The 15,212-nt window shown below is 35.5% G+C and carries 14 protein-coding genes and 1 pseudogene; 14 read left to right on the top strand and 1 reads right to left on the bottom strand.

What is annotated here, in order from left to right; translation table 11 throughout:
• Positions 1-103 precede the first annotated feature (103 nt).
• The 11 genes and pseudogenes from AC0OM3_RS09430 to AC0OM3_RS09480 form a co-directional block, all read left to right on the top strand.
• Entirely contained in the window at positions 104-952 is an 849-nt protein-coding gene (locus AC0OM3_RS09430; protein ID WP_157405318.1) for a DnaD domain-containing protein, read from the top strand.
• 75 nt (positions 953-1,027) lie between these two features.
• Positions 1,028-3,418 carry a penicillin acylase family protein gene (locus tag AC0OM3_RS09435; RefSeq protein ID WP_474211533.1) on the top strand — a complete coding sequence of 797 codons (2,391 nt, stop codon included), beginning with the start codon at positions 1,028-1,030 and terminating at the stop codon, positions 3,416-3,418.
• A gap of 553 nt (positions 3,419-3,971) precedes the next feature.
• Positions 3,972-4,799, top strand: coding sequence for a helix-turn-helix transcriptional regulator (locus tag AC0OM3_RS09440; RefSeq protein WP_000762816.1), 828 nt, complete (start codon positions 3,972-3,974; stop codon positions 4,797-4,799).
• 293 nt (positions 4,800-5,092) lie between these two features.
• A complete protein-coding gene (locus tag AC0OM3_RS09445; RefSeq protein WP_000997182.1) occupies positions 5,093-5,332 on the top strand; it encodes a cupin domain-containing protein in 240 nt (79 codons plus the stop codon).
• A 201-nt stretch (positions 5,333-5,533) separates the two neighbouring features.
• Positions 5,534-6,601: a glycoside hydrolase family 113 gene (locus AC0OM3_RS09450; RefSeq protein ID WP_000739766.1), complete on the top strand. Its 1,068-nt coding sequence runs from the start codon at positions 5,534-5,536 to the stop codon at positions 6,599-6,601.
• A gap of 89 nt (positions 6,602-6,690) precedes the next feature.
• Positions 6,691-6,882, top strand: coding sequence for a DUF378 domain-containing protein (locus AC0OM3_RS09455; RefSeq protein ID WP_000670803.1), 192 nt, complete (start codon positions 6,691-6,693; stop codon positions 6,880-6,882).
• Positions 6,883-7,093: 211 nt separating this feature from the next.
• Positions 7,094-8,176 carry a 3-phosphoserine/phosphohydroxythreonine transaminase gene (serC, locus tag AC0OM3_RS09460; RefSeq protein WP_033690219.1) on the top strand — a complete coding sequence of 361 codons (1,083 nt, stop codon included), beginning with the start codon at positions 7,094-7,096 and terminating at the stop codon, positions 8,174-8,176.
• A gap of 12 nt (positions 8,177-8,188) precedes the next feature.
• Complete coding sequence (locus tag AC0OM3_RS09465) at positions 8,189-9,361, top strand: 3-phosphoglycerate dehydrogenase family protein (RefSeq protein ID WP_000490256.1); 1,173 nt, start codon at positions 8,189-8,191, stop codon at positions 9,359-9,361.
• A 13-nt stretch (positions 9,362-9,374) separates the two neighbouring features.
• A complete protein-coding gene (locus AC0OM3_RS09470; RefSeq protein WP_474211537.1) occupies positions 9,375-10,622 on the top strand; it encodes a DUF1015 domain-containing protein in 1,248 nt (415 codons plus the stop codon).
• Positions 10,623-10,766: 144 nt separating this feature from the next.
• Positions 10,767-11,276 (top strand): DUF4303 domain-containing protein, encoded by a 510-nt coding sequence (locus AC0OM3_RS09475; RefSeq protein WP_002164097.1) that lies wholly within the window; start codon positions 10,767-10,769, stop codon positions 11,274-11,276.
• A 72-nt stretch (positions 11,277-11,348) separates the two neighbouring features.
• Positions 11,349-11,486 (top strand): annotated as a pseudogene (locus AC0OM3_RS09480) (enoyl-CoA hydratase); the annotation flags it as partial.
• A gap of 213 nt (positions 11,487-11,699) precedes the next feature.
• Here AC0OM3_RS09480 and AC0OM3_RS09485 read toward each other — a convergent pair.
• A complete protein-coding gene (locus AC0OM3_RS09485; RefSeq protein ID WP_000454095.1) occupies positions 11,700-12,095 on the bottom strand; it encodes a DUF3224 domain-containing protein in 396 nt (131 codons plus the stop codon).
• Positions 12,096-12,568: 473 nt separating this feature from the next.
• Between AC0OM3_RS09485 and AC0OM3_RS09490 the strand changes: the two genes are divergently transcribed.
• The 3 genes from AC0OM3_RS09490 to AC0OM3_RS09500 all read left to right on the top strand — a co-directional run bounded on the left by AC0OM3_RS09490 (position 12,569) and on the right by AC0OM3_RS09500 (position 15,211).
• Entirely contained in the window at positions 12,569-13,210 is a 642-nt protein-coding gene (locus AC0OM3_RS09490; RefSeq protein ID WP_046946107.1) for an ATP F0F1 synthase subunit alpha, read from the top strand.
• 331 nt (positions 13,211-13,541) lie between these two features.
• Positions 13,542-14,381, top strand: coding sequence for a YitT family protein (locus AC0OM3_RS09495; RefSeq protein WP_000747488.1), 840 nt, complete (start codon positions 13,542-13,544; stop codon positions 14,379-14,381).
• Between the two features lie 152 nt (positions 14,382-14,533).
• Entirely contained in the window at positions 14,534-15,211 is a 678-nt protein-coding gene (locus AC0OM3_RS09500; RefSeq protein WP_000781961.1) for a response regulator transcription factor, read from the top strand.
• Position 15,212 lies beyond the last annotated feature (1 nt).

Consider the following 15,212-nt stretch of genomic DNA (forward strand, 5'->3'; position numbering starts at 1 on the left):
GCCCCTACCAAGTAATAAATCACTAAGAAAAAACAAGAACAAGAACAAAACAAGCGCGAAAAAATGAAACCGGCGTTGTAGTAGTAAAAAAATTGTAATTCGAATGCCAAAACCATTCCCGCATGCCTATCTTTATAATGAAGGATTAAAATTTTCCTATTTACTAGCAAAGAGTGGAGGGAAACATATGGCGGTATACCGTAATGTGCAGGTGAACTTTTGGCAAGATGAATTCATATTAGATTTAACGCCAGAGGAGCGTTATTTTTACATATATTTGTTAACTGGTACGAAAACGAAGCAATGTGGTATTTACATATTACCGAAGCGTGTGGCAGAGCTTGAAACAGGGTATAGTATGGAGACTGTTGAGAAGTTGCTAAACAGGTTTGTTGAGTATGGAAAGATTCTATATGATACGGAAACGAAAGAGGTATTCATAATAAACTGGTTACACTATAACCCTATTTCAAATACGAATGTGGAGAAGTGCGTATTACGTGAGTTAAAGACTATAAAAAGTAATGAGTTCATACATATATTTTTACGTAAATGCCTTGAAGAAGAATACAAGATTCCATTATTATTGCAGCATTTTGGTATGCCAAAAGAAGAGGATAATAGTAGTTCACAAGTAGTTATTGAAGAGAAAGAAGAAGCGGAAGAGATAGAGGTGGAAACCATAGAAGAGGACGTTCCAAATAGTGAAGTTTATAAGTTTTATGAACAAAATATTAGTAGTTTATCCCCATATATTGTGAAGGAATTGAAGAATTGGATACAAAGACTTTCTGGAGAGAAAGTGTTAGAGGCACTTAAAATTGCGTTTGAAAATAATAAGAAAACGTTAGCTTATGTGAAGGGGATTTTGAGGAATTGGTGTAAGAAAGGACGAGTAGATTTTAGTGAAGGAATGCATAGGAGAGAAGTATTTGGTTTGTATGATCCATAGTTTGGATAAGGATTTTTTCTAGTCTAAAAGGTTCTTTTACTATAGAAGCGAATAGTGTGAGAAAGGGGTGGTTATATGGAAGTCGTTATAAAGAAGAAACGAAAAAAGGGAAAAAGAATTTTTATTTGGGCTAGTAGTATCGTTCCTTTGTTAGTTATTTCCGCTGTGATTTTTTTGAACATATATACGCTGAAATCTATGCCAAAGATAGATGGAACGATAAAGCTAGAGGATTTACAACAGGCTGTTACGGTGAAGCGTGATAGTAAAGGTGTACCGCATATTAAATCGGAAAATGCACATGATTTATATTTTTCACAAGGATATGTGCAAGCGCAAGATCGTTTGTTTCAAATGGATTTAAGTAGAAGACAAGCGTCTGGTATGTTAAGTGAAGTTGTTGGGGAAGCAGCTGTTGATCGAGATAAATTGTTTCGAACACTCGGTTTACGGCGAGCGGCCGAAGCTTCAGTTAGTCAATATGATGGAGAAGCGAAATATGCCCTGCAGTCATTTGCTGATGGGGTGAACGCTTTTATACGTGAGGCGAAAGAGGAAAAGAAATTACCAGTTGAGTTTACTATATTAGGTTATGAACCTGCTGAGTGGTCAATTGTTGATACTTTAACGATCGGGAAGTATATGGCGTTTGACTTAGGAGGACATTGGCACGGACAGGCATTTCGATATTGGGCCCTGAAAAATCTTCCCAAAGAGCAAGCGAATGAGCTATTTCCTGCATATCCGAAAGATGCCCCTAGATTGCTAACTGAACTGAAAAATACAAATGTGGACGTAGCACAAAGTTTTTCAAAAACGATAATTCCGCCGGAGTTTAACGGTAGTAATAACTGGGTTGTGAGCGGTGAGAAGAGTGCGTCAGGTAAGCCAATTTTAGCAGATGATCCTCATTTATCTCTTGCGACGCCTTCTATTTGGTATCAAACGCGACTTGAAATGAAAGGTTTGAATGTGAGTGGCGTTATTTTTGCCGGAGTACCAGGTGTTATATTAGGACACAATGACAAAATAGCGTGGGGCGTTACGAATACGGGGCCTGATGTGCAAGATTTATATATTGAGAAGAGAAATCCTAATAATGAAAATGAATTTCTGTATAACGATAAATGGGAGAAAGCTACCGTTGTAGACGAGTCGATTAAAGTAAAAGGCAGGAAGACAATTCCTTATAACGTTACGATTACGAGACATGGGCCAGTAATTTCAGAGTTTGCGGATAAGGGAAAGGAAAAAAACAAAACCGTATTCTCTTTAAAGTGGACAGCTTTAGAACCGTCAGCTGAGTTAAAAGCTGTATTAAATATGAATAAAGCAAAAGACTGGAATGAGTTTGAAACCGCTCTTCAAGATTTTCATACACCAACCCAAAACTTTTTGTTTGCATCAAACGATGGCACAATTGCTTATAAAGCGAATGGAAATATACCAGTGCGTAAAAAAGGAGATGGTAGCTTACCTGTTCCAGGATGGACAGATGAATATGAATGGGAAGGGTATATCCTGTTTGATCAACTTCCAAAAGTAATCAATCCAAAACAAGGGTTTATTTCAACTGCGAATAATAAAATTGTTGATGATGATTATCCGTATCATATTAGCAATACGTGGGCGCAGCCATATAGGCAAATGCGTATTCAAGAATTTTTGCACGAGAAGGAAAAGTATACGGTGAAAGATTTAGAAGAGTTACAGATGGATCAAAAGAATTTATACGGGAAAGAGTTTACTCCTATATTTTTAAAAGAGTTAAATAAAGCATCTTTAAATGAGGTAGAGGAAGAAGGCGTAAACCAATTAACAAAGTGGAATTTTTACGATAGTAAAGATGAAGCGGCACCATTAATATTCCATTTGTTAATGAAAGAGATTTCAAATACGTTATTTTCAAAAGAAATACCGAAAGATGTAATGGAGTTATTTGAAGGGAAGTCACAAGTTGTTGATGAATTGATTCGAAAAGAAGTAGCGGGAGAAAATAGCGTTTGGTTTACGAAGTACGGAGGTTTCACAACAGTTGTGCATACATCGTACGAGAATGTAATGAAGAAATTGCAGAAGGAATATGGACCCGATGTTGGAGAGTGGAAGTGGGGCGATTACCATCAACTCGCTTTTACACATCCAATTTCGAAATCATCGAGTATGTTAGCATTACTCGCTTTTAATCGTGAGAAACCAGTTCCGATTGGTGGGAGCCAAGTTACCGTGCAAGCAGCGAGTTACGGCGAAAACGGCATTGTAAATCACGGGGCGTCTTGGAGATTCATTATTGATACGAAAGATATGTCAAACGGTTATCATATCGTAGGGCCAGGACAGTCGGGACATTTTAGAAGCGATTGGTATCATGATCAAATAGATGATTGGGTAAATGGCACGTATCATACGACTACATTGAATACGGAGGGGATAGAGGGGAAGGTGCTAAATTTAGAACCGAAGTGATAGGGTGTTTTTGTTTGTGGAGGGAACTAGTAATACTCTTTTTGATAATGAAAGCTTATCATTTAGAACATAACCCAGTTCTTAAATAATTTTAACAGCCAGCCTACTATCATTTAATTTGATAGTAGGCTGTTTCCATCTTCGAAATACGCTGTAGCAACTTCTTCAGGATTACGATTATTTCCACATGCTGCAAGTGCTGTAACTAATAAAGTCATTACAACTATTAACATGATCATTCCAGTTTTGAGGGGAATTAGTTAACAAAGACTAGGTATTATTTGCAACAGAACTGTTCCTCTATTCCCCTTGTTTCATCATTTTTCTAGGCCAGCCAACTTGACAAATGTTTTTTTATCAAACTACAATGAAAATCATTATCAATAATATAGGGAGGATACTTTGGTCAATAAATGAAAAATAATATATTTATAGGTTAATAACCAGATCTTGTTAAGTTGTATGTACTATTTTTAGTTTAGCGTTTCCCAGAATGTACACCAATTAATCTCGCGAATTACAAGAAAACTATTATTGAAATGAGGCGTGTATTGTGAAGTTGGACGTGAATGAGTTAGCAGAGTATCTTGCCAATACTCCTTTCCGAGTAGAAGGAGTATATCGTTATGCTAAAAATCCAGGTGTGCCTTTTGCTGAGTCTACAGATTCTTTCCCAGGATTTGTATTTCCAATTACAGGGAAGACGCAATTTCAATTTAATGGTACGCCGTATACTCTTTCCCCAGGAAAAGTTATACATGGGGGTGCAAAAATGACATTAGCCCATAAAATGCTTGGTGAAATGAACTGGGAATATATTCTTGTTTTATATCAGATAAGCAATTCAGAACGAGAAGACTCTGGCTTTACTCATCAGCATTTTGAATTATTAACAGGACAATCTCCTCGTCTTGTCGAATTACTTATGCGTCTTTGGGATGTATATAATCAGCGTGGAGGCATTTCGATGTTTCAGACCGAAATGCTGTTTCGCGAAGCGTTGAATGAAGCTTTATTAAGTGTTTTCAATAGAGAAAGCAATTATGAGTCGCATACTTTATTCGAACGAATATCTAGTTACGTTCGTAAATACTATTATAAGGATATTACAATTCATACGCTTACAGAACAAAATAATGTTAATCGAAATCGTCTTTCTTACGTGTTTAGAAAGCATGCAGGTATGGGGGCAACAGAATATTTATTGAACTATCGTATAAAGATGGCTCAAAAAATGTTATGTACAAGTGATGTGCCTGTACAACAAATTGCGCAGGCTGTTGGAATCGCAGACCCTTTTTATTTTAGTAGAGTTTTCAAGAAGCGAGTTGGCATTTCGCCTACTAAATATCGCGAGAAGTTCATCAATAATCCATACTAATGTCAACAGGGATCCATTCTTATTTGAAAATCACTGTTCTATACTTATGGAGAGTTAAAGGAAACATTGGATTGAAAGTACTTTCATTGAAATCACTCCTTTGTACTATCTGAATGAAAAGTTCTGGCCGGAGCATTTTCTTTTTAAGCGTAATAACGACTTTTTTACTTATATTACTGTAATATAGTGGAATTTGAAAGTGAGGAGGGATTATTATCCATTACCAACCTATTAAACTAAATGACGAGTTATCTAAAATTAACGATTATTGGTATCCACAAGTGATTGGTGAAATGAATGACGATCAAATTCAGCTTTTTAAAGCTAATGGAGATTTTATATGGCATGAGCACCCTAATACGGATAAGCTATTTATTGTGCTTGAAGGGGAGATGTTCATCGATTTTCGTGATGGACAGGTGAAAATTTCTAAAGGCGAGATGTTTATTGTCCCGAGAGGCGTTGAGCATAAACCTTTCACTGAAAAGGAATCTCATATCATGTTGGTAGAGCCTAAAAGGGAAATGGATTGATAATTGTAAAAAGATAAAAAAGGAGCGGAAATCCGTTCCTTTTTTATTTATCTTACTATTTTTAGGAGCTTAGTATGAGTAAGATGTGAATAAAGGATGAATAGCATTTTTATCAATAAAAATTTATTGGATTTTTTGTGGAATATATATGAAACGTTGTATAAAATAATCAAGAAAGCCAAAAATTATAGGGGGAAAGTTGTGAAGAAAAATAAGAGTTTAATAAGTTTTTTAGGAGTGTTTATTATGTTGTTTTCTTTTTGTTTTCAAGGAAATGTACAGGCAGATGTAAATACTGTTCAATCTGGAAAAATCAAATCAGGAAACGTAACAGTATGGGAAGTTGGAAATGTAGCGAAAGTATTAGCGGATGTGGAGCGCTTAAATTTAAATACAGTAAATGTACCGATTCAAGTAGATATCCCAAATGTGACTTCTACTAACATGGTAATTAATCAAGCGCAAAAGCAACAAGCTATTATTTTAATTCAAGAATTATTAAAGCGTAATATTCAAGTTATAGTGGAACCGTTCCCGTATATTCAGCAGGGGAATGTTGGAGAGACAGAATGGAACCCAAGTAACATTAATGATTTCTTCTGGAATTGGAAGACGGTTATTCTGCAAGATATTTTTAATTCCATTACAAGTAAATACAATGTGTATGGACTAAAGATTGCTTCTAATTTCGTGAATATGGAGTATGCAGAAGGATACTGGAGCGATACAATTGATTTTGTTCGTAATCAGTATAAAGGAAATGTTTTGTATCAAATGAACTGGTGGTTAACAGCAAGCTGGGACCCTTCTTATGAAGCGAAGTTTAAAGAGAAAATCAATCGCCCGTATTTAAAAAAGGTGGATATTGTTAGCATAGACAGTTGGTTTGAAGTTTCAGGAAAAAGAAATCCATCATACGAAGAAGTGAAGCAAAGTTTATTTGCGACGACAGTATATAATCGTGGGCAAAATGTTGTTCAGCAACTAGAACAATTACATAAAGCAACAGGAAAGCCTGTTTATTTTGGTGGATTTAATGTTCCAGCGCGTGAACTTGGACTGCAAAATCCGTGGAATCCAGATGTTTCTAATGTGTTTTCAAAAGACGTACAATTAAACGGATGGCGCGCTTACCGTGACGTATTAGAACCAAAACCATATTTTAAAGGTTTTTCAATTTGGTTTATTGGATCTAATGATAGTACGCATGCGTATCAAATACATAGTAAAGAAGCAGAGGCAGTTATTAGCGGGTGGTACCGAAAATAAATTTTATAAAATAGGTAAGTTTTAAAGTTTACTACATATATTTCTAGTGAAAGGCCTTTCACCATCTTATCACCTAGGGGGCAATCATAATGAAATTTTTGTCTTACCTTACAGTAATTTTGGTGATTCTTGGCGGTTTGAATTGGTTGTTTGTAGCGTTAGATTACAATGTAGTTGAGAAATGGTTTGGTTCTATGCCGGCGCTTGTGGACACTATTTATTGGCTCATTGGTCTTTCTGCAATTTATCAAATTTTTGATCGGTTCTTTACGGACAATTAGCTATTATTCTTTCATTACTAGAGTGTTAAGTACGATTATGTACTTAACACTTTTTTGTATGTTTATAAAAAAAGGTTTGCACTTGCAAGCGATTCCATTGCGTCTTACGCCATAATAGTGGAAAACAAATTGACCGTATATTATATTTTAGGTTATAATTCAGAAAGTTTAAAAATTAATAAAAATGAGAAATAGGGGGGTTATCATGGTGATGGAGAGAGTGTATAATTTTTCAGCAGGACCATCAATACTCCCTTTGCCAGTTTTAGAAAAAGTGCAAAAGGAGCTTGTAAATTATAACGGGACAGGCATGTCTATTATGGAAATGAGTCATCGATCTTCATATTTTCAAAGTATTATAGATGAAGCGAGTAACCTACTTCGTGAATTAATGAACATTCCTAATGAATATGATGTATTGTTTTTACAAGGCGGTGCGTCATTACAATTCTCTATGATACCGTTAAATGTAATGAATACGTATAAAAAAGCAGGGTACGTATTGACTGGCTCATGGTCAAAAAAGGCGATGCAAGAAGCTGAAAAAGTAGGGGAAGTACAAGTGATTGCTTCGTCTGAACAAGCGAAGTTTACTACAATTCCTAAATTGGATGGTTTACTGAGCGATGAAAAACTAGATTATGTACATATTACAACGAATAATACAATTGAGGGGACGAAATATGTAGAAGTTCCACATTTAGATAAAGTACCGCTCGTTGCGGATATGTCCTCAAATATTTTATCAGAACAATATGATGTTACGAAGTTTGGCCTTATATATGCGGGAGCGCAAAAGAATTTAGGGCCAGCGGGCTTAACGATTGCAATTATAAAAAGAGATTTAATTGGAGGAGCAGATCGCTCTTGTCCGACAATGTTAAATTATGAAACTTACAGTAAAAATAACTCCTTATATAATACACCGCCATCCTTTAGTATTTACGTAACAAAACTTGTACTAGAGTGGTTGAAAGAGCAAGGCGGAGTATCTGCGATTGAAGAACAGAATAGAATGAAATCTTCACTTATTTATCATTTTTTAGATGAATCTAAATTGTTTACTTCACCAGTTGACCCTGCGTATCGATCACTTATGAATATTCCGTTTACAACACCGTCAGAAGAGCTGAACAATGAGTTTTTACAAAAAACGAAAGAACGCGGCCTTGTTACGTTAAAAGGACATCGCTCAGTCGGTGGTATGCGTGCAAGTATTTACAATGCGATGCCAGTACACGGTGTACAGCAATTAGTAGATTATATGAAGGAATTTGAGCTTGAGAATAGATAGGGAGATGGGGATATGTTTCGTGTTCAAACGTTAAATCAAATTGCGGAAAAAGGTTTACAAGTTCTTAGCGGAGAGCGTTATGAAGTAGGGGAGAGAATGGATCACCCAGATGGTATTTTACTTCGCAGCTATTCTTTACATCAAGAAGATTTTTCAAAAGACTTAAAGGCGATTGCAAGAGCTGGTGCTGGTGTAAATAATATTCCTGTCGAGCGCTGTACAGAAAAAGGGATTGTAGTATTTAATACACCAGGAGCGAATGCAAATGCAGTGAAGGAACTTATTATCGCCAGCCTTATTATGTCTTCACGTAATATTATTAACGGAGTAAGCTGGACGAAAAATTTAGAGGGTGAAGAAGTACCACAGCTTGTTGAATCAGGGAAAAAACAATTCGTTGGATCAGAGATTGCAGGGAAACGTCTAGGGGTTATCGGACTTGGCGCAATTGGTGCTTTAGTTGCGAACGATGCGTTAGCTTTAGGGATGGACGTCGTCGGATATGATCCTTACATTTCAGTTGAAACAGCTTGGCGCCTTTCTACACATGTGCAAAGAGCATTTAGCCTTGATGAAATTTTTGCAACGTGTGATTATATTACACTGCATATTCCTCTTACCAATCAAACGAAGGGGCTTATTGGTGAACACGCTATAGAGAAGATGAAAAAAGGAATGCGTTTATTCAATTTCTCAAGAGGAGAACTTGTAGATGAAAAAGTTCTTCAAAAAGCGTTAGAAGAAGATGTTATTGCGCATTACGTAACTGACTTCCCGAATGAAAATGTGATTAAAATGAAAAACGTAACAGCGACGCCTCACCTCGGTGCATCTACGTCTGAATCAGAAGAAAATTGTGCAGTAATGGCAGCGCGCCAATTACGTGAATATTTAGAGACAGGAAATATTCGTAATTCAGTAAACTATCCAAACGTAGAATTACCGTATATCGGAAAAAAACGAATTACGATTATGCATCAAAACGTTCCGAACATGGTAGGACAAATTACAGGATGTTTAGCAGAACATCATATTAATATTGCTGATATGATTAATCGTAGTAAACATTCTTGGGCATACACAATGATTGATATCGATAACGGAATTGATGATATAATAAAAGAGAACATTGTGGAAAATATAAGCAAAATTACAGGTGTTGTAGCCGTTCGAATGATTGTGTAAAGGAGAGAGGAATTTGGCAAAAATCCGACCGTTTCGGGCCATTCGTCCAGTAGAAGAAAAAGCAGTGGAAGTCGCTGCTTTACCGTATGACGTATTAAATAGTGAAGAAGCAAGAGAGGTTGTAAAAGGGAATCCGTATTCTTTCTTACACGTTGATAAAGCAGAAATTGATTTAGACCCGGCACTTTCACCGTACGATGATCGCGTATATGAAAAAGCGGGTGAAAATTTAAATCGATTTATACGAGAAGAAGTGTTTATTCAAGACGAAGAGCCAGCACTATATATTTATGAACTGACGATGCAAGGAAGAACGCAGTCAGGTCTTGTCGTTTGTACATCTATTGATGAGTATGAAGATGATACAATTAAAAAACATGAAAGAACGCGTCATGAAAAAGAACTTGATCGCATTCGCCACGTAGATGTGTGTGACGCAAATACAGGTCCTATCTTTTTAACGTATCGTACAAAAGAAGAGATAAAGCGTTTTGTTGCCAGCTGGAAAGAAGAACATGCGCCAATCTATACATTTACAGCAGAAGACGGCGTTAAGCATGTTGCCTGGAAAATAGCTGATGAAGAAGTAATTGCAAGTTTAGTAAACGTATTTGAAGATATTCCTAATCTTTATATTGCAGATGGGCATCACCGCTCCGCATCAGCTGCAAAAGTAGGGCTCATGCGAAGAGAACAATATCCGAATTACACAGGAGAAGAAGAGTTTAATTTCTTCTTATCTGTTTTATTCCCTCACGATGAGTTATCTATTTGGGACTATAACCGAGTTGTAAAAGACTTAAACGGTTTATCAGAAGAACAGTTTTTAAAACAAATCACGCAATACTTTTATGTAGAAGAAGCGGCTGTTTCTCCGTATAAACCAAATGAGCCAAAAACATTTGGTATGTATGTAAATGAGAAGTGGTATAAGCTTACTGTGAAAGAAGAAACATTTGATGCGAATGATCTTGTTAGAGGTTTAGATGTATCTATCCTGCAAGATCATTTATTAAGCCAAGTACTTGAAATACACGATCCGCGATCTGATTCACGCGTTGATTTTGTCGGAGGAATCCGCGGGTTAGAAGAACTAGAACGCCTTGTAAATAGCGGTGAATATAAAGCAGCGTTCTCACTATATCCGACATCAATGGAATCGTTATTAGCAATCGCAGACGCTGGAGAAATTATGCCGCCAAAGTCAACGTGGTTTGAACCGAAACTGCGCAGCGGGTTGTTTGTACATTCTTTAAAGTAAATATAGACTTCTACAGTTTTGAAAAACCGAAATGATTATAGTTTCGGTTTTTCTTATTTTGGCTCAGTTAACGTTTCATGTTGATTTTGATGTTAAGATTGAAATATGTAACGACAGATCGCTACAAAAAACGGAGGAAATACGATGAAAATGCAACTGCAAGAACGTTTTTATGTTGAGTTGAAAAATGCAATTCGTTGTCATTATAACGAACTTATAACTAGGTGCGGTGTTGACACGATATATGGGTACTCCATATTAACAGACGATTGTGTCAATAGCATTGGACCAGTGGCTAATAAAGAAAGACTAATCAAAGTTAATAAGTCGGACCCTTTATACAATTATTATAGATACGGAGCTGTTGAGTGGAGCGAATGGGACGATTTTGGAATGTTTGATGAAGTGAACAAAATTATTAACAAATATCATGATATCGTCGAAGATGACTTTAACATACGAGTAAATACACTGTTGAAAGAAACGTTAAATGTGTTAATGGAACTTAAATCAGAAGGCTTGTTTGGAGACGGAGATGATAATCGATTTATTATCATTTGTGTAACTGATTCATCGAACGAAATCATGATTGAATCAGTTCGATTGCTTAATACATTAAAGACATACGAAGAATATGCCTCAGAATTTGCATAAGAATGAATATAAGTAAAACTGCGCTCTATAAGAGGCGATTTTCATTTAATCGAAAGTCACCAATTAATAGTAACTATTCATTGTGACGTAACCATTGAACAATTTGAGCCCGATGAAAAAAATCGTACAAAAATTATTGCGATGTTTATATGTAGGAATCAAATTGAAAAGGAAGTTATGAAGGGGAGTTTTTCTGGGATTATTCTTTAGTTAGTAGAGAAAGTAATGAATAGGTGGGCCATGTCACTCGGGCTTAGATTTTTAATTCCCCCCATAACGAAAATTTTATGTATCATTGAATACTGTTAATAAGAAGTTATGTAATATATTCTGTTCATTTTTAACTTGAATAAGCTCGTCAACAAAAAGGACATTCCTAGTATTACAAGAAGTGTCCTTTCCACTAAATTATAGGATATTTTGCTAACATTCAAACTCTAAAATTAGTTTACTGGTTTGACCTGTAAATTGATAATTATAGGATCCTTTTAGATTTTCTAAGTTACCGGTAGCTTTAATAATTGTTCCTGGGGAATCTAAATTTTCTTTATCAAATATTTCTTGCTCTATAGCTGTAAATGTCCCTTGTTGCCCCTTATAAATTCCTTCAAAGTGTAAAAATCCAGAAATTTTAGAAGTAGCTAAGTGACCATCATTTATATTTGAGTCTAAATAATATAAGAAGTATTCAATAAAAGCTTTTCCTTTTAATTCACCATCAATATCATATTCGACATGTGCAATATTAATAGGGAAATCTTTTTTAGTATCATCGATTGGTTTTTCATCCCATTTACTTACTGTAAATGTTACTTCCATACATGTAAATCCCCCTTTATCATTTGAAAAGTACTAATTCACAGTCATATCTTATAGGGGTGTTTTTATTTATTTGAGCCCTGTCATATCGTTATCTTATCTCAGAATTACCTGCGCCTCCTCATGAAGGACTTACTGTCGCCAGGATATCTCCTGCTTGTAACCTCTTTGGTTTTATTAACATGTTAACTCCGCTGCTACATAATGTAATGGACTACGATTATACAAACTGTATCATTGAAAAACATGATGTATGAAATTAGTTTCTTCATCATTAATCCGTTTACCTGCTGGGATTCAAGAATTCAGTCTTAGTGTTGAATATAGGAATAATCAATTTACATTTGAAAATTACAGTATGCAACATTGCATGAGGAAAACGGTTGTTATTTTTATGACTTGTAACTATAATGATTACAGGTTGGTCGATACCAATCAAACAAATACAATCATCATGAATGGAGATGTTACATATGGGTATGAAAAAAATAATTTTAGCAGGTGCTTTAGGTATCGCAGCATTATCAGGAACAAATGTACCAGGGTTAGAACTAACAAAAGCGAGTGCCGCTTCTATTGAATCGAACTTCTCGACGTTAGAAGGACGAGTAGTAGAGGTAGATAACGGTGTAATTGTTGTAAAATCTCAGCAATATGAGGAACCTGTTAGTGTGTATATTGATTCACTTTCAAACGTTAAAGTAGGAGATGAAGTAAAAGCTACTGGATCTATGATGCGTAATTTTACAGAATATATGGTTGCAACTGCAGTTGAAAATACAACAAACAAGTTAGGTATGCACATGAAAGAAGATGGCTCACCTAATTATGTAATTGGAGAAGTATCAAAAGTAGGAACGATGGAAGATGAGGGAGACGGTGCTACTAAATATGTTGTAGTTGAGTATCCATCGCTAAATGGGAAGAAAGATATTATTGATGTTTTCTTAACAAAGGGACAAGTATTTAATGTGGGTGAGAAAGTGAAAATTGATATGGAGTATGTGGGCTGGGGTGGTATTTCTATTAACTGGAACACAGTTGATCATATTGAAAAAGTTCATGAAGCAAAGACGAACGCTGAAAATAATGATGATGTATGGATTTGGTCTTAATAAGGCGAGTATAGGTCGTTATTTGCAATTTTCTCCAAACAATACATGTAAAAACTAAATGTATCATGCAGTACCCATCTAATTCTCATTGCGTATGAGAATTAGATGGGTACTTTTTTATTTGAAATTTGTGCAAGTCAATGTTTAGCATTTCTTTTTAAGAGTAAATTACGGTTGAAATCAAAACTTTATTTGCAGTACATAATAAATAATGTTGATTTTTTATCTTATATTAAAATAAAAACAAACCACTGTTCGATTTGAATATTCCACGATATAATGGTGAGAGTTTATGGCAGAATAAATATTTACATAAGAAGTGAGGTACTGTATGAAAAAAAGAACGACAGACATTATTTTTATTATTATTGGTGCATTTCTTTTTGCGTTAGGTGTCAATTTGTTTGTTATCCCGAACGAGTTTGGTGAGGGTGGGGTAACAGGTATCACGATTATTACGTATTATTTATTTGAATGGTCACCGGGCTTAGTTAACTTAATTTTAAATGCAATTTTGTTAATAGCCGGTTATAAATTTTTAAATAAGATAACAACAATTTATACGATTATCGCTGTAGTTACGAACTCGCTATTCCTTCATTTGACAGAAGGATGGACGATTGCTTCGGATGAAATGCTCGTAAATGCCATTTTCGGAGGAATATTTATTGGATGCGGGATTGGTCTTATCATTCGCGTTGGCGGAACAACTGCAGGTACTACCATCTTAGCAAGGATGACGCATAAGTATTTAGGATGGAGCATTAGCTACGGTCTACTGTTCTTCGATTTAATCGTTGCGTTTTCATCTTATTTCATCATTGGTGCAGAAAAACTGATGATAACAATTATTATGCTATATGTAGCAACGAAAGTGATGGAGTTTGTAATTGAAGGTTTAAATCCGAAGAAAGCCATTACAATTATTTCTGATAACCCGAATGAAATTGCCGGGAAGGTAACTACGTTAATGGGCAGAGGGGTTACCGTGTATTCAGGTCATGGCTATTACACGAAAACTCCGAAGGAAATTCTTTATGTTGTTATCAATAAGCAAGAAGTAGTGAAGCTAAAGAGGATTGTTCAAACTACAGATCCGGCTGCATTCATCGCTATACATGATGTTCGTGACGTATTTGGAGAAGGATTCGTTGATATTTCTAAAGCTTAGAACTTATTTTTTATTAAAATAATCTTAATACTAAAACGTAAGAATCTATTTTGAATCATCTTTTTTCAAAATAGATTCTTTTTCTTTTTCTTGCAAAAAATTCAATTGTTTCTTAAGGTAAGGATGTAGAAGGATGAACAAGAGAGGGTTTAATGAAGATGATACATATTTTATTAGCTGATGATGATAAGCATATTAGAGAGTTGTTGCATTACCATTTGCAAAAAGAGGGGTTTAAAGTTTTTGAAGCAGAAGATGGAAAGGTAGCACAAGACGTTTTAGAGAAGGAAAATATTCATCTTGCGATCGTAGACATTATGATGCCGTTCGTTGATGGCTATACGTTATGTGAAGAAATCCGGAAGTATCATGATATACCGGTTATTTTATTAACTGCGAAAGACCAGTTAGTGGATAAAGAAAAAGGATTCATTTCTGGTACAGATGATTATATCGTAAAACCATTTGAACCAGCTGAAGTGATTTTCCGTATGAAAGCTTTATTACGCCGTTATCAAATGCTGAGTGCAGATATTATTACGTTGCACGGAACGACAATTGATCGAAAAGGTGTAGAAGTAAAGTGTAACGGTCAAACAATTTTACTTCCTTTAAAGGAATTTGAGTTATTATCACAATTAGCTAGTTATCCTGGAAGAACATTTTCAAGAGAAGAATTAATTGAATTAGTATGGGGAATGGATTTTGAAGGAGATGAACGAACAGTTGATGTTCATGTGAAAAGGCTCCGAGATCGTTTCTCAAAACGAACGGATGATTTTCAAATTACGACAGTGCGCGGCCTCGGGTATAAGTTGGAGTTGAAATAAG

The organism is Bacillus sp. FAU20, from assembly GCF_056033865.1.

Excerpts from the sequence above, each read along its gene's own strand:
- AC0OM3_RS09430 (WP_157405318.1), top strand. The coding sequence starts at position 104 with ATGCCAAAACCATTCCCGCATGCCTATCTTTATAATGAAGGATTAAAA.
- AC0OM3_RS09435 (WP_474211533.1), top strand. The coding sequence starts at position 1,028 with ATGGAAGTCGTTATAAAGAAGAAACGAAAAAAGGGAAAAAGAATTTTT.
- AC0OM3_RS09445 (WP_000997182.1), top strand. The coding sequence starts at position 5,093 with ATGAATGACGATCAAATTCAGCTTTTTAAAGCTAATGGAGATTTTATA.
- AC0OM3_RS09455 (WP_000670803.1), top strand. The coding sequence starts at position 6,691 with ATGAAATTTTTGTCTTACCTTACAGTAATTTTGGTGATTCTTGGCGGT.
- serC (WP_033690219.1), top strand. The coding sequence starts at position 7,094 with ATGGAGAGAGTGTATAATTTTTCAGCAGGACCATCAATACTCCCTTTG.
- AC0OM3_RS09465 (WP_000490256.1), top strand. The coding sequence starts at position 8,189 with ATGTTTCGTGTTCAAACGTTAAATCAAATTGCGGAAAAAGGTTTACAA.
- AC0OM3_RS09475 (WP_002164097.1), top strand. The coding sequence starts at position 10,767 with ATGAAAATGCAACTGCAAGAACGTTTTTATGTTGAGTTGAAAAATGCA.
- AC0OM3_RS09485 (WP_000454095.1), bottom strand. The coding sequence starts at position 12,095 with ATGGAAGTAACATTTACAGTAAGTAAATGGGATGAAAAACCAATCGAT.
- AC0OM3_RS09490 (WP_046946107.1), top strand. The coding sequence starts at position 12,569 with ATGGGTATGAAAAAAATAATTTTAGCAGGTGCTTTAGGTATCGCAGCA.
- AC0OM3_RS09495 (WP_000747488.1), top strand. The coding sequence starts at position 13,542 with ATGAAAAAAAGAACGACAGACATTATTTTTATTATTATTGGTGCATTT.
- AC0OM3_RS09500 (WP_000781961.1), top strand. The coding sequence starts at position 14,534 with ATGAAGATGATACATATTTTATTAGCTGATGATGATAAGCATATTAGA.